The organism is Embleya scabrispora, from assembly GCF_002024165.1.
GTDB classification, from domain to species: domain Bacteria; phylum Actinomycetota; class Actinomycetes; order Streptomycetales; family Streptomycetaceae; genus Embleya; species Embleya scabrispora_A.
The window spans coordinates 3,017,035-3,037,841 of record NZ_MWQN01000001.1 but is presented as its reverse complement, the minus strand read 5'-3'; the positions used below and the strand labels follow the sequence as shown (position 1 = coordinate 3,037,841).

The following is a 20,807-nucleotide window of genomic DNA, read 5'->3' as shown; positions in this document are numbered from 1 at the left end:
TGGACATCCCTTTCATCGTCGAGATGTCCATCAAGTTAGCGACGAGGCGGCGGTCTCACCGATCGATTTCCCGCTCCCGCAAGAATTCGTCTCGAATACCCTCCAGGGCCGAGCGCATGTGCTCGTCGCACAAGGCTTTCGCCGCGAAGTCCTCGAACTTTCGAACATACACGTCGATATCGCGCGGATCGGTGACGACTATCGTGGCGTGCATGGTTTCGAGCGTCACCATACGATCGTCGCGAATCACGAACGAGTGATTGGCGATGTCGGTCTGCGGGGCGTTCATGGGGACGAGGCGAATGTCCACGTTGTCGAGCCGCGACACGGAAACGATGCGGTCGATCTGCCCGGCCATCATCCCCGCCGAGACGATTCGCCATCGAAGCACCGGTTCCGTGATGACGAAGCGTAGAGATTTCGTGGTGTCGTGGAGGATTTGCTGTCTTTCCAGCCGTCCGGAGACCGTTCGAGCCAGAACATCCTCGCCGAGGCCGTGGCGGGAGAGGATCGCGTGAATGTATTCCGGAGTCTGGAGCAACCCGGGGACCAGCGCCGGCTGAAACAGCCGGAGCAGCGACATCTGTGCGTCGAGCGCTTGCAGCGCCTGCTGCCCCTTGTGCGCACCGACGCGCTTGAGGTGGCGCAAGGCGGTGGTTTCGGAGGCCGCTTCCCTAGCCGCCTCCAGGTACTCGTGCCTGATGTCCGCCGAGACTCCGATGGCGACGAGGATGCGTTCGACGTCGGTCACGCTCGGAGTCAGTCGGGCATTCTCGATCTTGCTCAGTTTGCTCTGGGACATGAGTGCGCTGCGGGCGACGGTTTTGGCCTCCTTGCCGGATGCCTTCCGCACCGCCCGCAGCGCCGCGCCGAGCTGCCCTTTGTTCACTCGCCGTACTCGGCCCACCATGCAGTGAAGGGCACGGCGTGTGAGAGCGCCGTGTCGCGATATGCCGCAAACTCCGACGCGCGGTCGCGGGGCAGCACATCGGCGCCGCTGAAGCCACCCTCGCCGTCGTAGTTCATGACCGCGGCGACTTCGGTGTCGAACAGCCAGAAGTCCGGGACGCGTGGCAGCGGATTCGGGTGATCCGTGATGTCGAGGATGAAGAACTCCTCTCCGGCGGTCATATTGGTCAGATATCCCCAGCCGAACTCGAACCGGAGGTACGAAGATAGCGGGCGGGCGACGATGTGGACCCGGTACATGCGCCTTCCCGCGCGGGTGTGTGCGCCTACCTTCGACAGCCACCGGGAGTTGTAGTCGTCGGGTTTGGGACCGCCCGCCAGATAGGTGCGATAGGCGTCCACATTGCCCGATCGCCCATAGTCGTCCAGAGTCTCCAGTCGAAATGCTTCGCGCTGGAACGACGTGAATAGCTCGGAGTAGCTGCTAGATGAGATCGTCACGAACAGCCCGTCGAATCAGGTCGATCGGGATCTCGACGAGGGTTTCGTGGGCGGGGATGGTCAGGCCGTGGTCCGGCAACGTCGGCCCCTGCACGGCCAGAGTGCCCCGGTCCGTGACATACAGAGTGGGGCAGTCGTCCTCCTCGCACGAGCCGACAAGTTTTGTGATCTTTACGGACATGGACCGCTCCTCGCCGAGTTGCACACCGTCACGAATGATGCTCCCGGCGTGACGAAGCGGGCGTCAAGACGATTCGATTGACACAACGGGAAACCGTGACGGTTGCGGGGGCGGGTCAGCTGTTGGCCAGGGTGGTCAGGGCCTTGCCGGTCAGGCGGTAGCCGAGCCATTCCTTTTCGTGGATTGCGCCCAGGGAGTCGTAGAAGGCGATGCTCGGGGAGTTCCAGTCGAGGACGGCCCATTGGAGGCGGGCGTAGCCCCTGGTGGTGCAGATCTCGGCCAGGTGCTTGAGCAGGGCCTTGCCGTGGCCGGCGCCTCGGGCCCCGGGGCGGACGTACAGGTCTTCGAGGTAGACGCCGTGGACGCCCTCCCACGTGGAGAACGACAGGAAGTAGATGGCGTAGCCGACCGATTCGCCGGTGGTGTCGTCCTCGGCGATCAGGGCGAAGGCCGCCGGGGTCGGGCCGAACAGGGCCGTGTGGAGTTGCGCCTCGGTGGCCTTGACCTCGTGGAGCAGCTTCTCGTAGTCGGCGAGTTCGCGGATCAGGGTGTGGATGGCCGGGACGTCGGCTGCGGTGGCTTCGCGGATCATGCCTCGAAACTATCCCGCCCCCGCCGGCCCGCTCCCGCAATTTCCGGCCGCCCCAGGTCAGGCCGTCGGCGCGATGTACATGTAGGACTTCTCCTCGCTGCGGGCCGAGATGCGCCACTCGCCGTCGACGCGCGTGAAGGTGTCCAGGTACCACAGGCCGCAGAACATCGTCGGGCCCGGCGTCTCGTCGTCCTCGCCCTTGAACACCATCGGGTTGTGGCACATCGTGCGGCCCGTGGCGGTGTCGCCGTCGACCGTGATCGACGAGTTGGCGATCAGGTGCTGGTACGCGCCGAAGCCGGGCATCACCGAGGCCAGGAACTCCTTGGTTTCGGCCAGGCCGCCCTTGGAGCCGCCCATCGCCGAGTAGTCGATCAGCGCGTCGGCGGTGAAGACGGTGTCCAGGGCGTCCCAGTCGCCCGTGTCCACCGCGTGCGAGTAGCGGACCATCAGGTCCTGGATCTCCATGCGGTCCGAGATCTCCTGAAGCGTCAGCATGCGTGCGCCCGCCCACCTCTCCGGCTCTTCGGCGTGTCTTCGGCGTCGCCCGTGCTCACCGGGCCGACGTGCGGGCCCAACTTGACACGAACAAGCACATGGCGAAAGAGGCATGGGCTCGGCGACCCGGTGAAAAGTCCGCTGATGGGGTTAGTACGAAGAATGCTCGGGGGACCCGGTCCGGTACCGGCAACCGAGCCGTCGCCGGCGGCAGCCGCCGAACCGAGGGAGACATCGTGGGCAGGACGACGCGGCGACGGATCACGATCGCGGTGACGGCGCTGGTGCTCGTGCTCGGCGGGGTGAGCGGGTGCAGCGACGACAAGGGCTCGAAGAAGAACACGGACGGCGGCAGCGGCAACGTCGCCTCCGGTTCGGCGGCGCCGGGCAACGGGCCGGCGAACGACCTCCAGGCGCAGTACCAGCAGGTGGTGCGCAACGTGCTGCCGTCGGTGGTCCAGATCACCACGAAGACCGGCCTCGGCTCCGGCGTCGTCTACGACGACAAGGGCAACATCGTCACCAACGCCCATGTGGTCGGCCAGGCCACCTCGTTCGAGGTCACCCTCCCGAACGCGAGCAAGCCGGTCACCGCGAAGCTCGTCGCCGCCTTCGCCCCGGACGACCTCGCGGTGATCCGCCTCGACAGCCCGCCCGCCGATCTCAAGCCCGCCCGGTTCGGCGATTCGAGCAAACTCCAGGTCGGTCAGATCACCATGGCCATGGGCAACCCGCTCGGCCTGGACTCCAGCGTCACCGAGGGCATCGTCTCCGCCGTCGGCCGCACCGTCAGCGAACCGGAGACGTCCGGTTCGCCGGGCGCCACCATCTCCAGCGCCATCCAGACCTCGGCCGCGATCAATCCCGGCAACAGCGGCGGCGCCCTGGTCGACCTGGAGAGCCAGGTGATCGGCATCCCGACCCTGGCCGCCACCGACCCGGAGACCAACGGCAGCGCGGCGCCGGGCATCGGCTTCGCGATCCCGGCCAACACGGTCAAGTCGATCACCGACCAGATCATCAAGAACGGCAAGGTGGACAACTCCGGCAAGGCCGCGCTCGGCGTCACCGTGCGCACGGTGGCGGGCCCGAACGGCCGGGCCGCGGGCGTCGGCGTGGTCTCGGTCCAGGACGGCGGCGCCGCGAAGGCCGCCGGCATCCAGGTGGGCGACGTGATCACCACGATCGACGACCAAGCGGTCACCGACGTCTCGACGTTGTCCGAGGTGCTGGGCGGCAAGCAGCCGGGGGACAGGGTCAAGGTGAACCTGCTGCGCGGCAGCGACGGCGGCAACAAGGCCACGGTCGATGTGACACTGGGCGAACTCAAGGGCTGAGCACGCGGATCGCCCGATCGGGCCAACGGCACCGGGCCAACCGCACTCGGGCCAACCGCACTCGCGCCCGACGCGATCCGGCCGATCCGCGCGCCGCGTGCCCCGACTCGCCCATCGGCCCGGCGGACGGGACGATCTACGCGATACCGTCCCGGTCATGACGATTCCTCAGCCGCCACGCGGGCCGGGGTCGCCGTACGGGGACCAACCTTCCGTCGACGGTGATCCACACCTGTCCTGGCACCAAGCACCCGTCACCGCACCGGGCCCGATCCCGGACCAGGCGCAACCGCCGGGCCCCGCCCACCCGCCGCAGCCCCGGTCCTACCCGGCACCCGCGTCCTACCCCGCGCCCGCCCCGTCCCACTCCGCACCCGTACCTCCGCAGTCCTACCCCGCGGCGGGCGTCGAGCCCGCGGCGCCCGGCGAACTCCCGCTCGCCTCCCGGACCATGCGGCTGATCGCCCGCACCGTGGACTACCTGCTCACCACCGCCCTGGTGCTGCCGCTGTGGTTCCTGGCCTACCACTACATCCAGGGCAAGGCCGCCGACCTGCCCACCAAGGTGGTCCGCGACTCCTTCCTGGACGTGGTGTTCGGGCGCGCCGGCGAGGCGCAACGGGCGCCGCTGGAGGCGGTGGACGGGCTGTGGTCGACCACCAAGACGCTGCTGCTTCTGCTGGTCCTCGCCCATCTCCTGGTGCCCGCGCTCTACGACTGGTTCATGCACGCCAGGTTCGGCCGCACGCTGGGCAAGATCATGATCGGCGCGAAGGTGGTGCCCGCGGGCACGTCGGCGCAGGCCGTTCGCGGTCGGGTGCCGGTCGGCGCCTGGCGGGCGGCTCGGCGCACCCTGGTGGCCGTGGTGGTGCCGTGGGCCGCGGTCCTGCTCACCTGGTACGAGGTGGCGCTGCGCCAGTGGGGCACGGCCGGACTGTTCGCCCTGCTCGCCCTGGTCGGCTTCCTCGACCCGCTGGCCGTGCTCGGCCCGCGTCGGCGCGCCTGGCACGACCGTACCGCCGGCACCGTGGTGGTCAACGTCAAGGTGCTTGCCCGGGGCTGGTCGGCCACCCGCAACGCGTCGGCGGCGATGGTGCAGGGCGCCCGGGGCGCGTCCACCACGATGGCGCGCAACGCCCGCGACCGTTGGCAGTCGAGCCGAGGCGCCTCCCCGGACCGCCCGAACGACCCCTCCTGAGCCGCGATCGGCCCGGGGCGGAAGGTGCCCGCCCCGGGCCGCCCGGTGTCAATCCACGATCGAGACGGCCCGGGTCGGACAGACCCGGATCGCCTCTTCCACCTGCGGCCGCAACTCCTCGCTCGGATTCTCGTTCAGGATGTAGAGGAAGTTGTCCTCCCGTACCTCGAACACCTCGGGTGCCTCGGCCATGCACAGCGCGTTGCTCTTGCACTTGTCGAAGTCGACGACGATCCTCATCTCCGGCCCTTCGTCGTGGAAGTGGTGCGATCCGGCGGATGCCTGCCAACCGGTGCGGTGTGGCAACACTCGCCGCACGCCGCGGTGTTGCCACACCCGGCGCATTCGTTGGCCTATCACGCCCACCCACGGGTAAGGCGAGCCTTTTCCCTCGAACGGGGAACCAGTCGGTGCCCTGGGGAGGTCACAAGACCGGATGAGAGGATTCCATCCCGGTACGGCCGCAGCGGCGGGCCGGCGAACCAACACGGGAGGCACGTCCATGACGGCCGACGGCGGCGCCGAGATACGTCAATTGCGTCCGGGCGATCCGCAGCACATCGGACCGTTCCGGATCACGGGTCGACTGGGCGCGGGTGGGATGGGCGCGGTCTACGCGGGGCTGGACGGCCTCGAACGCCGCGTCGCGGTCAAGGTGGTGCACGCTCAGTACGCCGACGACCCCGAGTTCCGGGCCCGGTTCACGCGCGAGGTCAACCTGCTGCGCGCGATCAAGGGCACCTGCACCACACCCGTGCTCGACGCGGATGTCGACGCCGAGACACCGTGGTTCGCCACCGAGTACGTGCCGGGGCCGACCCTGGACAAACGGGTGAACCAGGGCGGTCCGATGCGCGGCGACGAGCTGATGGGCCTCGCGGCCGGGCTCGCCGAGGCACTGGTCGCGCTGCACGACGCCGATGTGATCCACCGCGACCTCAAGCCGCAGAACATCATCTGCTCGCCCGCCGGACCGCGTGTGCTCGACCTGGGCATCGCGCGGTCGATGGAGGACAGCGGGCTGACCCGTACCGGCATGATGATCGGCTCGCCGGCGTGGATGAGCCCGGAACGTTTCAAGGGCCACGACAGCACGCCGGCCGCCGACGTGTACGCGTGGGCGATGCTGGTCACCTACGCGGCCACCGGGGTGATCCCGTTCGGTACGGGCGCGCCCGAGGTGGTCGCGCTGCGGGTGCTCCAGGAGGAGGCCGACCTCTCCGGCGTACCGGACGTGTTGCGCCTGATCGTCAAGCGCGCGGGTGACAAGGAGCCGCACTACCGGCCGCAGGCCCGGGAGTTGCTGGCATCGGTCACCCACGTGTGGCGCGGCGCGCTCGGCACCGGCGCGGCGCCCTCGCTCGACCCGGTCGCCGACGCGACGTCGCTGATCGGCCAGTTGTGGACCACGCCGGCCTCCGGCGGCCCCTGGCAGGTGCAGCAGCAGCCGCAGCAGCAGGTGCCGCAGACTCCGCCGCCGCGCGTGTACGAGGCGCCGCGCGGGCCCGCGCGCTCCGGCGGCACCGCCGCGTTCGGCGCGCCGGCCGTACCGCCGCAGACCCCGCCGCAGGCCGCGTACAACACACCCACGCACGACCCCTACGGCGCCTCGCCGACCCGACCGCCGCTGTACCGCGACGCCTCCGGGACGCACGGCGCGCCCGCGGCGCAGTCGGGGGCGTACGGCGCGCCCTCCGGGACACACGGCGTCCCCGCCGCGCAGTCCGGCGCGTACGGGGCGCACTCCGGGCAGTACGGCGGCACCGGGCAGGGCTACCCGGCCGGCCGGCACCAGTCGCCCGCCTCCGGCGCGTTCACCCCGCCCCCGGCGACCTCCGGCGGTCACACCCCGCCGCCGACCGGTCGGGCCGCGACCCGGCAGCAGGGCGGCGCCGGCGGTGGTCGCGCCGGCCGCAAACGCCTGGCGATCATGATCGGCGGCGCGGTGGCCGTCGTGGCGATCAGCGCGGGCGCGGTGGTCGCGCTGCGCGGCGGCGGCGACGACAAGCCCGAGGCGGGGAAGAACGGCACCAAGAGCCCCGTCGTGCAACCGCCGAAACTCACCGGCAAACCGGGCGGCTTCACCCAGGACGTCAAGGGCGTGAAGTTCGCGGTGCCCAGCACGTGGGAGCTCAAGGAGGTCAGCGACACCGAGGTGTGCGTGCTGCCGGCCGCCACGCCCGCCGCGCAGCGCACCACCTGCGAGCGCGCGGGGCTGCGGATCTGGGTGGGCAAGAACGATCAGCGCAAGGTGGACTTCAAGGATCCGGCGGGCTGGACCCTGGGCACCGCGCCGACCTGTGTGACCAAGCCCGAGGACACCGCGGCGCCGACCAGCAAGTCGGAGGGCAAGAAACTCGCCGATCCGGGCAAGGGGACCGGCCTGAAGTACGACTACATGGCGTACAGCGTGACCTGCAAGAGCGGCGACTCGTTCCAGCCGCAACTGTGGTGGCTGCCCCAGTCGGTGATCTCGTTCTCCACGGCGGGCCTGTCCCGCGAGTACGACGCCGACCTGAACAAGATCCTGGCATCGGTGGACACGGCGGGCTACAAGAAGCCCAAGGGATAGCCCGCCGCGTCACGGATGGAACGGGCCGGAGGCACCGGGACCTAGAAGTCGGCCGCCGCCGCCACCGGCAGGAACGGGTTCTCCGGGCCCGCCGGGAACGAACTCCAGCTCTGCTCCTCGTACAGGTTCATCAACTCGTGCTCGGACTCCTCGGTGTCCGGCCACTCGGCGTTGACGACCACGTGCACGGAGGGCTGGGGGTACTGCTCCCACCACTCCACTATGTGTCCCTCGCCGTCGACGGGGACCGGGTGGTGCTCGACCCGGTGGACCATCATGTAGGGACCGCCGGTCCACGGCCCTATGTGCGCACCGCCCAGCGGGATCGCCGAGATGGAGTCGCCGCCGCGCGGCAGCGCGGGTCCCGCGAAGTCGCCCGAGAGCAACGAGCCCACGTACCCCGTCGGGGGCCGGTCCGGCGGGACGTCCTGGTAGAAGTCCACCCGGACCCGGTACCGGATCACTCGCGTCCCCTCCGCTTCTTCTTCGTCTCGTGCTCGCGTCGGAGCCCGGCCGGCTGGTTGCGACCGGTAATACGTATACCAGCCGGCGATGGTTCCGTTCCGACGATCGTGTCGGGGCTGGACTTCCCGACGGGGCGCGGGCAGGATCACGCGGACCGGAGGCGACCTGCGCCCGGATCCTTGCGCGCGGCCGGGTTGGCCGGACGACTGCGGGGAGGCAGGATGGGCGGCAGCCGGGACGAGCCGGCGGCGGCACTCGCGCGGATCGGCGATGGCGAACCGGTCCCCGAGATGTCCCGGTTCACCGAGTGGACGATGATCGACGGCGACCTGGTCTGCCGCTACGTCTGGCACAACCTGCCCGACCCCACCGGCGGCACCGCCCGCTACACGCTGCCCGGGACGGAGATCCTGCGTCGGCTCGGCGACGGCGACCGCTTCGAGACGGTGGGCGAGTTTCGCAACGGCGACGACGCCGACGCGATGACCGCGCGTTGGCGGGCCGCGGGCGGCGCGGTCGCCGGGGCCGACGGCGGGGAACTGCGCGGGATCGTCGGCTGGGCGCCCGAGCCGATGCCCCGCGCCGCCGACCGGGCCGAGGTGGAGCGGGCCCTCGCCGAGTTCGCCGCTCGACTGGCCGCGGCCCCCGTCCACGGCGACTGGGCGCCGGTCGCGGCACTGTTCACCGACGAGGTGCGGGTGCGCGACCACGTGGTCGGCTTCGCCGAGGGCCGGCACGCGCTGCACGCGTACATCCTGGACGGGGTGCGCCGCTCGCCGTTCGCCCGCTACCGCGTCGGGTTGCGGCTCGTCGACGGGAACCGGGTCGCCCTCCTGCTGCACGCCGAGGGGTCCCGCGGCGGCCTGGACGTCAACGTGGTGCTGCACTACGCGGGCGAGGGCCGCTGGTCGTACGTCGAAGTCGTGTACAACCCGCAGGAGATCCCTCGCGGGTCCGCCTGACAGGGTGTCGGTCCATGGACGACGTACAACGGCTCCTCGCCTACGAGCAGATCCGCCAACTGGCCGCCCGCTACGCGCTGGCCCTGGACAGCCGGGACCTGGACGCCCTGTGCGCGTTGTTCGTGCCGGACGTGCGGGTGACCCGGGAGGAGAGCGGACGCGCGGCGCTGCGCGCGTCGTTCGCGACCCAACTCGCGCCCCTGGGGGTGACCATCCTCAACGTGGGCACCCACGTGATCGACCTCCTCGACGCGGACCACGCGACCGGACACGTGTACTGCAAGGGGGAGATCCAGGAGGGGCCGCGCTGGCTGCACCAGGCGATCCTGTACCGCGACGTGTACGAACGCCGGGACGGCACGTGGTACTTCGCGCGACGTCGGCACGACCTCTGGTACGGCGCCAACGTCGGCGCCAACCCCGCCGGGCTGCCGCCGGCCAACTGGCCGGAGCGCTCCTACGGTTCGGGTACCGTGCCGGGAATCTGGGAGACCTGGCGGGAGTTCCATCGAATCCCGGACGAAGACGCCTGAGCGGGTTCCGTTCGCCCCACAGGGGGCAGGCGAGGATCGACCGGACACTCGGCGGAGGGAAGGGCCGGCCATGGCCAGGCTTCCGGACGGCGCGAGAAACGCCGCCGCGCGCACCGGCGTGCTGCTGGCCCTGACCATCGTCGCCGCGATGGTCGCGCTGCTCGGCGTCTGGGCGCACACCTGGTTCTGGGTGTGGGCGATGCTCTTCGTCGGGCTCGGCATGCTCGGCATGGCCTGGAGCGCGCTGGAGGTCCTGATCGCGCTCCAGGTGGCCGAGGAGCAGCGGGACCGGGATCGGGGTGTGTACCAGGTCCGCCCGATCGAGATGCGTCCCAGGCGGCGCTCCGGACGCTGACGCGTCCAAAGCGCCGCCTGGCGATCCACACGACCGGGGTTTCGGTCTCGGGCTGCGGGGGTCGGGGTCAGGGGACTACGCGTTCCACCGCGGCCGGGCCCTGTTCGGCGAGTTTGCGGCGGGCCTCCTCGATGTTCTTCTCGGTCAGGTCCTTGCCCTCCGCCAGTACGAGGTCCTCGGGGTCCACGGGCGTCTCGGCGCCGCTGCGCAGGTCCATCCTCGGCCGGTCGCCTTCCGGGATCCGATCCACGGGAATGCGCTCGTCACTCATGTCGCCGTCCTTCGCTCGGAAGTGGAGTCGGTGCCCCCGCACGGCATCCGGGTACCCGTTGCGGGCGGGGCGGGAACCCCGCGGAAGTCGACCGGCAGCTTTTTATACAAGCGTCATAGACAAGCGTCTTAGACGCTTGTACTGTTCCCGTCATGACCTCCACCGCAGCCAAGGCCGGCCGTAAGGAATGGATCGCCCTGACGGTCCTGCTCCTCCCCCTCCTGCTCGTGTCCATGGACATGGGCGTGCTGTACTTCGCGCTTCCGTTCATCAGCGAGGACCTGGAGCCGACCGCTCCGCAGCAGCTCTGGATGATGGACGTCTACGGCTTCCTGCTGGCCGGTCTGCTGATCACGATGGGCGCGCTCGGCGACCGGATCGGCCGCCGCCGACTGCTGCTGATCGGCGCGGCGGCGTTCGGCGCCGCCTCGGTGGCCGCGGCTTTCGCGAACAGCCCCGAGATGCTGATCGCCACCCGGGCGCTGCTCGGTGTGGCCGGCGCGACGCTGATGCCCTCCACGCTGGCGCTGATCCGCAACCTCTTCCACGACCCGGCCCAGCGGCGGACCGCGATCGCGATCTGGACCGCCGCGCTGACCGCGGGCGCCACGCTGGGTCCGGTGGCCGGCGGCCTGCTGCTCGACCACTTCTGGTGGGGTTCGGCGTTCCTGCTCAACGTGCCGGCGATGGTGCTGCTGCTCGCGGTCGGTCCGTTCCTGCTTCCGGAGTTCAAGGACGCCGCGGCCGGTCGGCTCGACCTGGTCAGCGCCGGGCTCTCGCTGGTGTCGGTGCTCGCGGTGATCTACGGGATCAAGGAGACGGCGGCCGAGGGTGTGGCGCCGCAGTACCTGGCGAGCATCGTGGTCGGGACGGCCGTCGGATACCTCTTCGTGCGTCGGCAGCGCACCATCGCCGACCCGCTGATCGACCTCGCGCTGTTTCGCAACCGGGCGTACAGCGCCTCGATCGCGGTCAACGTGATCGCCGCCGTCGCGCTGATGGGTTCGGCCCTGTTCAACACCCAGTACATGCAACTCGTGCTCGGCATGCGGCCGTTGACGGCGGCGCTGTGGTCGCTCACGGTGATGCCCGGAATCACGGTCGCGCTCACCGTCTCCGGGATCCTGGCCAAGAAGGTGCGGCCCGGATTCCTGATCTGCGGCGGCCTGCTCCTGTCGGTGGCCGGCTTCGTGGTGATGAGCCGGGCCCGTCCGGGTACGCCGTTGGTCGTGGTCCTGGTCGGCGCGGGTCTGGTGGCCTCCGGGGTGCTGATCGCGACCACGCTGACCGCCGAGATGGTGCTGACCTCGGCGCCGCCGGAGCGGGCCGGTGCGGCGGGGGCGACCTCGGAGACCGGCAGCGAGTTGGGCGGAGCGCTGGGCATCGCGATCCTGGGCAGCATCGCCGACGCGGTGTACGGGCGGGACATGCGCGACGCGACGTTCGACGGGGTGCCGGCCGACGCGGTGCACGCGGCGAACGACACGCTGGCGGCGGCGAGCGCGACCGCCGGGCGGATCTCCGGCGGGGCGGGCGAGCACCTGCTCGACACCGCGCGGGACGCCTTCACCCACGGTATGCAGTACGCCACCCTCGGCGGCGCGGTGCTGCTGACGCTGGCCGCGCTCGGTGCGACCTACCTGCTGCGGGGGGTGCCGGCGCCGGAGCGGGCCGAGCAGTCGGACCCGGCCGAGCAGACGGAGCAGGGCGGGGGCACGACGATCGTGCAGGCCACCGAGGGCGCCGCGGTGGTCGCGGCGAACACGGGCGAAGCGGTCGGCAGCCGCTGACGGACCACCGGCAGGACCCGAAGGCGGCCTCGCGAGAGGTCGCCTTTGTGGTTGGTGCGGGAAATACCGGACGGACGAAAGCCATTCGTGCGCTGGTAACCGGATAAACGCGCCCGATCAGGTCGAATCGGCATTGTTTCCCGCCATTTCGAGCGGCTTCGGTGCGCCGAATGCCTTTGCGCACAGGTTTTCCACAGGATGTGGATCTTCCTTGTGGAAGATCAGCGCGCTGCCCGGCCGCGGCTGTGGATAAACGTCTCCAGTTCGAGGTTTTCCGCGTCGGTGAAGACCCGCGCCGGAATGGTCACCGCCTGGGTGGGACCGAACTCGAAGATCCACTGGGTGTCCACGCGGCGGACCTTGCGGAAGGTGCTCCACGGGGTCTCGCTGCGGGTGCCGCCGAGCGTGGTGACGAATTCCTCGTCGGTCAGCGTGACCTCGCAGGGCACGCCGTGCATGTGCTTGTTCTGCCGGGCGGCCTGGATCGGCGCCCAGAACCGCAGCGCGAGCATCGCGACGCCGAAGCCCACGAAGGCCGACGGCCACAACACCGTGGTGCCGGTCAGCAGGGCCCGGGTCACCAGCACCACCCCGAGTGCCGAGAGCACCGCCCCGGCGCCGAGCAGTCCGCGAAAGAGTCCGCGGCGGAAGGCGAGCACGCCCTCCGCGATGTCGGCCTCGGTCGGGATGTAGGTGGTCGAGATATGCACCCGGTCATGGTCGCACGGGGGCCGGCCCGACCCGATTACGGCTGCGACTCGCGGGGCCGGGCGGGCTCGGGCACGCCTAGGCGGCTCCCGCGGGTGGTGTCGGGTCCACCGGCGGCTTCGGGGAGTCGCCGGGGCGGGCGTACCAGGCCGGCGGGCCCAGCGGTTCGGGCGGGGCGGGGGCGCCGCCGTTCACCTGCGCCGGGGGCGATCCCCACGGCGTGCTCGCCTGTGCGGCAAGGTCGGCCCAGGTGCCGTTGGCCGCATGCCGGGGCGGGCCCCACGGCGGCGGTCCGCTCGGCGGTACGGGACCCCACGCGGGATGCGCGGCCGGATGCCGGGCCGGCGGCACCCACCCGGGCGGCGGCGGGGCGAAGGGGTCGACACCGGGCGGCGGGCCGTACGGGACGACACCGGTCGGGGCTCCGTGGGGCGCCATGCCGGTCTGCGGGCCGTAGGGTGCCACGCCGTTCGGGATTCCGTACGGCGCCGGCCCCGGCGGTGTTCCGTACGGCACCGTTCCCGGCGCGCCCCACCCGGCCGCGCCCCAGCCGCCCGGCCCGCCGTAGGGCATCGCCCCGGGCGGTCCCCACGGCGGCATCCCCGGCGGCGGCTTGACGTAGCGCCACCTCGGCGACGGCATCGTGTGGTCGATCACCCGCGCCACGGCCGGCTTGGCGGCCCACACCCGATCCAGCAACTCCTGTTCCTGACCGGGGTACTCCGGCGCCGGGCCGCGCCGCGACCGACTCGCGCGCCGGCGCAACTCGGCGAGCAGCGTCGCATCGGCCTGATAGGCGCGCAGGTGCGCGACGCCCTCCGGTCCCAGCATGGTCCGCGCGGTGCGCAGCGCGCGCGAGCGATCCGCCATCGAGGACAGCAGCAGCGGCTCGTGCGGCCGGAACCAGCCCGCAGCGACATAGCCCGGCAACTCGTCCTCGACCGCGCGCAACTGGTCGCGCCGCACGACCACCGTGTACCAGATGAGCGCGCCGAGGATCGGCATCATCACCAGGAAGTACACCCCGAGGAACGCCAGTCCCTGGGTGGCCGAGCCGTTCCAGGACGCGTGCAGCCCGACCGCGCACACGTACCCGGCGAGCGGGAGCAGGACCCGCGCGGGCCGCGAGCGGGCCAGGACCGCCAGGCCGAAGCCGAGCCCGATCATCGAGGTGAACAGCGGATGCGCGAACGGCGACATGATGCCCCGGGCGATGAATACGCCCCACGTGGTGCCCAGACCGTCGCCGTTGTCCTCACTTGCCGCGAACTCGCGGCCGAAATAGAGGATGTTCTCGGTGAACGCGAAGCCCGCGGCGCTGATCGCCGCCGGGATGAGCCCGTCCAACACGCCGCGGAATTCCCGCCGTACGGTCACGAACAGGAGCACGACCGCGAGCCCCTTGACGCACTCCTCGACCACCGGTGCCACGATGGTCAGCCCGAGCAGTTCGGCGTCCTCCTGGCCCTTGAGGTCCATCAGCTTGTCGAACGACCAACTGTTCGCCAGCAGCGCGACCAGGGCACCCGCGCACGAGCCCCACGCGAACGCGAAGAGCAGGCTCTTCCAGGGCAGCGGCCGGACCCGACCCAGCCACACGATCGCGCTCACCACCAGCGGGGTGGGTACCAGGGCCAGCAACGCGCCGACCAGCAACCCCTGGGCGCCGATGGTGTCGCCGAGCATCACCGCGATGGTGATCGCGCAGCCGAGCAACGCCAGGACGAGCGCGGTTATTCGCGCGGTCTGGTTCGCCGCGAGCCGGCGCGGCCACGACTTCTCCGCCGGTCCCGGCTCGTACAGGGCGAACTCGTACGCGGCGGAGTCCGTGGGGACGGGACCGGCCGGCGTGTCGGGTCCTTGCGATGCGTCCATATGGGGTGACGATAACGCCGCGCGGGGCCGCGGCGCGCCTCTCTCGGTCGGCTGTGACGTGGTCGGTATGGGTGACCCTGCCCGGATCGGCGCCGCCGGCCGGCCACGCGCGGACCCGGGGAGAACCGACCCTCGGCTCAGCGCCGGCGGAAGAGCAGATCCGCGACCTGATGGCCCTTGGCCAGCCCCTGCCGCTCGAAGCGGGTGACCGGGCGCCACGTCGGCCTGGGCGCGTATCCCTCGACGGTGTTGACCAGTTCGGGCTCGGCGGTGAGCACGTCGAGCATCCATTCCGCGTAGGGCGCCCAGTCGGTCGCGCAGTGCAGGATCCCGCCCGGGACCAGCCGGGAGGCGGCCAGCGCCGCGAACGAGGGCTGGATCAGCCGCCGCTTGTGGTGGCGGGTCTTGGGCCACGGGTCGGAGAAGAAGATCCGGATGCCGGCCAGGCAGGCGGGCGGCAGCATGTCCCGGAGCAGTTCGATGGCGTCGCCGTTGGCGACCCGTATGTTCGTCAGCCCGCGACGCTCCGCGTCGTGCAGCAGGCTGCCCTGTCCCGGGGTGTGCACGTCGATCGCCAGCACGTTGGTGTCCGGATCGGCCTCGGCCATCGCCGCCGTGGTCTCGCCCATTCCGAAGCCCACCTCGAGCACGACCGGGCGGTCGTCGCCGAACAACTCGCCGAGGTCGAGCCGGCGGTCCGCGACGTCGAAGCCCCACCGCGCCCACAGCCGGTTCAGCGCGTCCCGCTGGGCGAGGGTGACCCGGCCGCGACGCGGGGTGAAGCTGCGCACCGTCGCCATGTGGCGATCCGCCGGATCGATCGACGCGAGGTCCGGGACGGTCGAGGCGCCGGGCAGAGGGGTGACGGGAAGAGGGGACATAGGACCAGGATTTTACAGACCGGGATTCGGCGGCGGCGGGGACGAGCGGCCGACGGTCGGCGGCACGTTCGGCATGGGCGGCGGGGCGGTCGCCGGCCGGGGTACACCCCGTCCCGGCGCGGTCGCCGGCCCGGGTGCTCCCGAGCCCGACCGCGTCCCCCACGGCCCCGGTGGCGTCCCCCACGGCCCCGGCGGTCCGGGCGGCGGCGCCGGGCGCAGCCGGAACACCGCCCAGAAGCCGACCGAGACGAGGCAGAACGCGCCGAACACCCACGCCGCCCGCACCCACATCTGCCGCGTCGCGCCGGTGGTGACCCCGGTCGGGTCGAGCAGGGTGAGCAGGAACAGGAACACCGCGACCGCGTACACCGCCGCCCAGGCCCACCGATTCCACCGCCAGATCAGCTGCCCGTCCAGCCAGGTGATCGGCAGCAGGCCGAAGACCAGGCCGATCATCGCGGCGATGTAGATCTGGGTGAGCACGTTCTCCGTCAGCACCCAGCCGAAGGCCGGGGAGTCGTCGCCGGCCAACACCCGCTCGACCGGGATCCGCCACACCCACGCCGCCGCGCCGAGCCCGGCCAGTGCCCACGCGCCGAGCGCGGTGGCCCGACCCTCCTCGCGCGCGGGCAGGTGCCGCAGTCCGGCGTGCGTGAAGGCCAGGAACAGGCCGTACACATAACCCGGCACCAGATGCGCGGTCCGGGAGACCACCCCGAGCAGCACCGCGACCACCAGCGCGCCGGGGATCAACTGCGGGAAGGCGCGGACGCGGGAGAGCCGGCGGCGGTACAGCTCGGCCGGTCCGGAGTAGGCGAGCACGGTCAGCGAGACGGCGATCGGCATGGACAGCGCGAGGGCGTACGTGGCCCGGTCGAAGCCGATCGCCGGTTCGACCGCGACCGTGCACAGCGCGGACAGCACGAGGAAGACGAGCACCTGGAGTCGGGGCGCACGCGGCATCGAGCGCGGTCGGGCCGCGCCCGGGCGCAGGCGGCGCCGGATCCGGAGGCGGTTCTCTTCGATCGTCCGGTTGAAGAGTTCGGCGGCGAAGCCCACCAGCGGCAGGGCGAGCGCGGTGCCGGCGCCGGCCACGACCAGCGGGCCGGGGTGGTCCACGAGGTCGCCGGGGGAGGGCAGGTCGAGGGCGGAGTCGGCGCGGTCGGCGGGACGGGGCGCGAGGGCGTCGGCGGTGCGGGCGCCCGGAAGTACGGTGAACGCGAAGTGCGCCGTGCCGTCCAGCCGTTCGGCGGTACAGCCGGCCGTCAGTTCGGTCGGCCCCTCCGGCAGACCGGCCGGCAGGGTCAGCTCGGCGTCGACCCGCCCGTCGGCGCCGACCGGCACCCGAGCCACGACCCGGTCGCCGCGCCGCAGCGCCACCTCGGCCGGAGCGCCGTCGATCGGGGTGCCGCAGCCGGTGAACCCGGCCCCGCTCGCCCGGATCCGCTCGCCCCCGCCGGCGCGCGGGGTGGACAGGGCGAACGTGGCGGGGGCGAAGGCGACTTCGGTGTCGAGCGTCACGCCTGCGTCCACCACGCCGAACCGGGCGTCGTCGGAGGAGCAGGCCACCGAGAGCCGGTGGATGCCGCGGGTGGGCGTCTGCGGGAGGTGTACCCGCAGCGCCCGGGTCTCGGTCGGATCGGCGGGGGCGTAGAACGTGGTGACGAAGCGGCCGTCCCAGCGGAGTTCGCCGTTGTGGTTGGCGGTGGCCGGGCCGCAGCGCAGGTCGGTCCGGACGGTGACGACCCGGTCGGGCCCGGCGTCGGCCGGTTCGACGACCATGCGCCGGCGCGCCGGGTTCGCGGGCGGCGGACCCGGCGCGGGGAGGCCGTTCGGGTTGCCCTGCTCGCCCGCGGGATAGTCGAACGTGGTCTGCGCCAGCGGCGGGGCGAACATCTCCGCGCCCCGGTTCGTGCACAACGTCCGAAAGCCCTGGACGCCGATGTAGACCGGCGGGTCGAGGGTGAAGCGCACGGTGAAGCCGTGGTCGGGATCCAGCGGTACGTCCGCCGCGATCAGCCGGTCGGCGCCCTCGACGTTGGTGCGCAGCCGGGCGTCGAAGCCGATCAGGTCGATCCGCCCGGTGGGGCAGCCGGTGTGGCCGGTGCCCCGGATCGTCACCACGTCGCCCGGTCGCAGCGGTCCGCCGGGGGAGACGGTCAACCGCGCCCCGGGGGTGTCCGCGCGGGCCGGTGTCGCGCCGCCGAACAGCGGCGCGAACAGCGGCGCGCACAACAGCAATACGACGCCCGCGAGCAGTGCGCGCAGGACTACGGGTCTCACGGCCAAGGCGGTTCCCCCGATCGGCGGGCCGGTGAGCATGATCCACGGGCGATCACCGTTTGGCGAGTTCGCCCAACCGTTCCGCGACGCGCTTCGCGATCTCGTCGCCGATGGGCAGCGAGGCGGTGGCCGCCGGGGAGGGCGCGTTCAGCACGTGGATCGTGCGCCGGCCGCCCGTGATCAGGAAGTCGTCGACCAACTCGCCGTCGGGGCGCACCGCCTGTGCGCGCACCCCCGCGGGCGCCCGGACCAGGTCGGCCGAGGTCACCTCGGGCAGCAGCCGCTGTACCTCGCGCACCATCGCCGGCTTGGCCACCGAGCGCAGCAACTCGCCCGCGCCGTAGCGCCAGTGCCGGCGGGCGATGTGCCACATGCCCGGATAGGCGAGCGTCGCGGCCAGCTCGCCCGGCGCGATCCGGGCCCACGAGTAGCCCTCGCGGCGCAGTGCCAGGACCGCGTTCGGCCCGACGTGCACGTCGCCGTGGATGCCCCGGGTCAGGTGTACGCCCAGGAACGGGAAGGCGGGATCGGGCACGGGGTAGACCAGGCCGCGCACGAGACCGCGCCGGGAGGGCACCAGTTCGTGGTATTCGCCGCGGAAGGGCACGATCCGGACCGGCGGCGGATCGCCGGCCAGCGCGGCGATCCGGTCGCTGTACAGCCCCGCGCAGTTGACCAGGACCCGGCCGCGCAGCTCGCCGAGGCGGGTCTGCACCACCACCTCGTCGGCGTGCACGGCGAGGTCGACCACCTCCGCGCCGGTGCGCAGCGAGACACCACGATCGTGCAGCAGGCGGACCAGGGTCCGGCACACGTCGAAGTAGTCGACGATGCCGGTGGAGGCCACGTGCAGGCCGCCGACGGACAACACGTGCGGTTCGAATTCGCGGACCTGCTCGGTGGTCAGCTCCGTGACCGGCACGCCGTTGGCCACGCCGCGCTCGAACAGGGTCCGCAGGCGCGGGAGTTCATGCACACTCGTGGCGACCACGAGCTTGCCCGGGACGTCGTGCGCGATGCTGTGCCGGATGCAGAAGTCGACCATCCGCCGGGCGCCCTCGACGGCGAAGCGGGCCTTGAGGCTGCCGGGGCGGTAGTACAGGCCGGAGTGGATCACGCCCGAATTGCGGCCCGTCTGGTGGGCCGCCCACGAGGTCTCCTTCTCGACGACCGCGACGGTGCGCCCCGGGTCCTGTTCGGTGAGCGCGTAGGCGGTGGCGAGCCCGACGATGCCGCCGCCGATCACCACCACGTCGTAGGTCAACGTCATCAGCACACCTCCGGCCTTCGACCCTAGACGGTCGCCGGCCGGCGGGCGGGGCGGATGTGGGGACTCGGGGGTGGGCGCGGAGCGGGGGTCAGCGGTTGCGGAGCCAGCGGGACGGGCTCCACCACGCGGTGGAGGTGGTCGGGGCGGCCGGGGGCGGGTCCACGGGTGCGGCGGGCTCCGGCTCGGCGGGGGCCGGCGGCGGGTCGAGCCCGGGCGGCGGGGTGGGAGCCGGCTCCGGCCAGGGGGTGCCGCCGTGTACGGGCCGGTCCGGGGTGAAGACGACCGGCAGCTCGGTCAGGCCGCGGATCCACGGGGACGCCTGCCAGGTCAGCTTGCGCGGCGGAACGGCCAGGCGGATGTCGGGCAGCCGGTCCAGGAGGGTGTCCACCGCGGTCTGCGCGATCAGCCGCGCGGGCCCCTGGAACGGGCACGTGTGCGGGCCCCCGCCCCAGGCCAGGTGCGCGCGGTTGCCGGTCAGCTCGGTGCCGGGCGGACGCACGGCGGGATCGGCGTTGGCGCCCGCCAGGCCCAGCACCAGGAAGTCGCCGGCGCGGATCGCGGTGCGGCCGAGCAGGGTGTCCTCGGTGGCCCAGCGGCCCGCCACGTTCTGCATCGGCGGGTCCAGCCACAACACCTCGTCGAGCGCCTCGTCGGTGGTCCGCCGACCGCCGGTGAGGGACGCGTGCAGCGTGTGGTCGGTCAGCAGGATGCGCAGCGCGTTGCCGATCCAGTTGACGGTGGGCTCGGTCGGGGTGATCACGAGCAGGTCCTCGATCACCTCGGCGTCGGTCAGCCCGGAGGGGTGCTCGATCAGCCAGGACGCGATGTCCGCGCCCGGCGAGATCCGCCTGGCCTCGACGAGGTCGGTCAGCATGCGCAGCAGGACCCGCTGATGCGCGGGCGCGTCCGGGCCGCCGTCGAAGAGTCCGTTGATCACCCGGACCAGGTTCGGTCCCTCCAGGGCGGACAGGCCGATCAACCGGCCCATCGCCAGCAGCGGCAACCGCTGCGCGTACTCGGTGAGCAGATCGGCCTCGCCCCGGGCGACGAACGTGTCGATCAGCGAGTCGGCCATGTGCTCGATCTCGCCGCGAAAGGCCCGCCGGTCGATCCGGCCGAGGCTGTGCGCGACGGCCGTGCTGTGCCGGCGGTGCTCGGCCCCGTCGGTGCACAGGATCGACGGGCGATACTCGACCATCGACGCGAGCGGCCAGTCGGCCGGGACCAGGCCCTTGATCCGGTCGCGCCACAACCGCGAGTCGTGCGAGAACAACTCCGGATCACGCAGCACGGCCAGCGCCTCGGCGTAGCCCAGGACCAGCCACGCCCGCACACCGCCCTCCAGCACGACCGGCGCCACCGCGCCGTGTTGTTCGCGCAACTCGCGGTACAGCCCGGCCGGGTCGGTCTCGAAGCGTGGGCCGGACAGGGCCGCGTACGGGCAGCCGGATCTCTCGGTCATCTCGGGACACACCCCGCTCCGCCGCTGCCGCGGCTGTCGCCGGCGCACATCGGCCCGCCTCCGGTAGGCGACCCGCCTTCCTACGGCCCGGAACCATATCGTGCCCGCGGCCGATCGCCACCGGGTCGAATCGGGCGGGAACGGCCTTTTCCCGCAAGGGAGTC

Annotated in this window: 21 protein-coding genes; 7 read left to right on the top strand and 14 right to left on the bottom strand. The window is 71.8% G+C overall.

All coding sequences use genetic code 11. The annotated features are described in order from the left end of the window. Positions 1–55: 55 nt before the first annotated feature. From B4N89_RS13355 to B4N89_RS13335, 5 genes are all read right to left on the bottom strand, one after another. Positions 56–889, bottom strand: coding sequence for a helix-turn-helix domain-containing protein (locus tag B4N89_RS13355; protein WP_235618602.1), 834 nt, complete (start codon positions 887–889; stop codon positions 56–58). Further along, positions 886–1,410: a DUF6879 family protein gene (locus tag B4N89_RS13350; protein WP_078976060.1), complete on the bottom strand. Its 525-nt coding sequence runs from the start codon at positions 1,408–1,410 to the stop codon at positions 886–888. The genes B4N89_RS13355 and B4N89_RS13350 overlap by 4 nt, the downstream gene beginning before the upstream one ends. Beyond that, complete coding sequence (locus tag B4N89_RS13345; protein WP_078979342.1) at positions 1,394–1,591, bottom strand: hypothetical protein; 198 nt, start codon at positions 1,589–1,591, stop codon at positions 1,394–1,396. The genes B4N89_RS13350 and B4N89_RS13345 overlap by 17 nt, the downstream gene beginning before the upstream one ends. Positions 1,592–1,706: 115 nt before the next feature. After that, positions 1,707–2,183 (bottom strand): GNAT family N-acetyltransferase, encoded by a 477-nt coding sequence (locus B4N89_RS13340; protein WP_078976059.1) that lies wholly within the window; start codon positions 2,181–2,183, stop codon positions 1,707–1,709. A gap of 57 nt (positions 2,184–2,240) precedes the next feature. Then, positions 2,241–2,681, bottom strand: a complete 441-nt coding sequence (locus B4N89_RS13335) for a nuclear transport factor 2 family protein (protein WP_078976058.1) — start codon at positions 2,679–2,681, stop codon at positions 2,241–2,243. A 236-nt stretch (positions 2,682–2,917) separates the two neighbouring features. Between B4N89_RS13335 and B4N89_RS13330 the strand changes: the two genes are divergently transcribed. Beyond that, positions 2,918–4,018 carry a S1C family serine protease gene (locus B4N89_RS13330; protein WP_101897080.1) on the top strand — a complete coding sequence of 367 codons (1,101 nt, stop codon included), beginning with the start codon at positions 2,918–2,920 and terminating at the stop codon, positions 4,016–4,018. A gap of 157 nt (positions 4,019–4,175) precedes the next feature. Continuing rightward, the gene (locus B4N89_RS13325) at positions 4,176–5,216 is read left to right on the top strand and encodes an RDD family protein (RefSeq protein ID WP_101897079.1); all 1,041 of its coding nucleotides are present in this window, start codon (positions 4,176–4,178) and stop codon (positions 5,214–5,216) included. Positions 5,217–5,264: 48 nt separating this feature from the next. Here the strand turns inward: B4N89_RS13325 and B4N89_RS13320 are convergent, their stop codons facing one another. Further along, complete coding sequence (locus tag B4N89_RS13320; RefSeq protein ID WP_078979341.1) at positions 5,265–5,456, bottom strand: ferredoxin; 192 nt, start codon at positions 5,454–5,456, stop codon at positions 5,265–5,267. A gap of 262 nt (positions 5,457–5,718) precedes the next feature. Between B4N89_RS13320 and B4N89_RS13315 the strand changes: the two genes are divergently transcribed. Further along, positions 5,719–7,788 (top strand): serine/threonine protein kinase, encoded by a 2,070-nt coding sequence (locus B4N89_RS13315; protein ID WP_161500715.1) that lies wholly within the window; start codon positions 5,719–5,721, stop codon positions 7,786–7,788. A gap of 41 nt (positions 7,789–7,829) precedes the next feature. Here B4N89_RS13315 and B4N89_RS13310 read toward each other — a convergent pair whose 3' ends face one another. Next, positions 7,830–8,252: a hypothetical protein gene (locus B4N89_RS13310; protein ID WP_078976054.1), complete on the bottom strand. Its 423-nt coding sequence runs from the start codon at positions 8,250–8,252 to the stop codon at positions 7,830–7,832. A 222-nt stretch (positions 8,253–8,474) separates the two neighbouring features. Here B4N89_RS13310 and B4N89_RS13305 point away from each other — a divergent pair, with 222 nt between their 5' ends. The 3 genes from B4N89_RS13305 (at position 8,475) to B4N89_RS13295 (ending at position 10,103) form a co-directional block, all read left to right on the top strand. Next, entirely contained in the window at positions 8,475–9,215 is a 741-nt protein-coding gene (locus B4N89_RS13305) for a nuclear transport factor 2 family protein (protein WP_078976053.1), read from the top strand. 14 nt (positions 9,216–9,229) lie between these two features. After that, entirely contained in the window at positions 9,230–9,748 is a 519-nt protein-coding gene (locus B4N89_RS13300) for a nuclear transport factor 2 family protein (RefSeq protein ID WP_078976052.1), read from the top strand. A 70-nt stretch (positions 9,749–9,818) separates the two neighbouring features. Further along, a complete protein-coding gene (locus B4N89_RS13295) occupies positions 9,819–10,103 on the top strand; it encodes a hypothetical protein (protein ID WP_078976051.1) in 285 nt (94 codons plus the stop codon). A 67-nt stretch (positions 10,104–10,170) separates the two neighbouring features. Here the strand turns inward: B4N89_RS13295 and B4N89_RS13290 are convergent, their stop codons facing one another. Next, a complete protein-coding gene (locus tag B4N89_RS13290; RefSeq protein ID WP_101897078.1) occupies positions 10,171–10,374 on the bottom strand; it encodes a hypothetical protein in 204 nt (67 codons plus the stop codon). Between the two features lie 152 nt (positions 10,375–10,526). On the opposite strand from B4N89_RS13290, the gene B4N89_RS13285 reads away from it, so the two are divergent. After that, positions 10,527–12,164, top strand: coding sequence for an MFS transporter (locus tag B4N89_RS13285; RefSeq protein WP_078976050.1), 1,638 nt, complete (start codon positions 10,527–10,529; stop codon positions 12,162–12,164). Between the two features lie 221 nt (positions 12,165–12,385). On the opposite strand, the gene B4N89_RS13280 is transcribed toward B4N89_RS13285, so the two are convergent. From B4N89_RS13280 to B4N89_RS13255, 6 genes are all read right to left on the bottom strand, one after another. Next, entirely contained in the window at positions 12,386–12,874 is a 489-nt protein-coding gene (locus B4N89_RS13280) for a YcxB family protein (RefSeq protein ID WP_078976049.1), read from the bottom strand. 76 nt (positions 12,875–12,950) lie between these two features. After that, on the bottom strand, positions 12,951–14,747 hold the full coding sequence (locus tag B4N89_RS13275; protein ID WP_078976048.1) for a PrsW family intramembrane metalloprotease: 1,797 nt from the start codon (positions 14,745–14,747) through the stop codon (positions 12,951–12,953). 137 nt (positions 14,748–14,884) lie between these two features. After that, on the bottom strand, positions 14,885–15,628 hold the full coding sequence (trmB, locus tag B4N89_RS13270; RefSeq protein WP_078976047.1) for a tRNA (guanosine(46)-N7)-methyltransferase TrmB: 744 nt from the start codon (positions 15,626–15,628) through the stop codon (positions 14,885–14,887). A 12-nt stretch (positions 15,629–15,640) separates the two neighbouring features. After that, positions 15,641–17,911: an FGLLP motif-containing membrane protein gene (locus B4N89_RS13265; RefSeq protein WP_143657944.1), complete on the bottom strand. Its 2,271-nt coding sequence runs from the start codon at positions 17,909–17,911 to the stop codon at positions 15,641–15,643. Between the two features lie 52 nt (positions 17,912–17,963). Then, on the bottom strand, positions 17,964–19,181 hold the full coding sequence (lhgO, locus tag B4N89_RS13260; protein WP_078979339.1) for an L-2-hydroxyglutarate oxidase: 1,218 nt from the start codon (positions 19,179–19,181) through the stop codon (positions 17,964–17,966). A gap of 88 nt (positions 19,182–19,269) precedes the next feature. Continuing rightward, complete coding sequence (locus B4N89_RS13255) at positions 19,270–20,643, bottom strand: cytochrome P450 (protein WP_201260835.1); 1,374 nt, start codon at positions 20,641–20,643, stop codon at positions 19,270–19,272. Positions 20,644–20,807 lie beyond the last annotated feature (164 nt).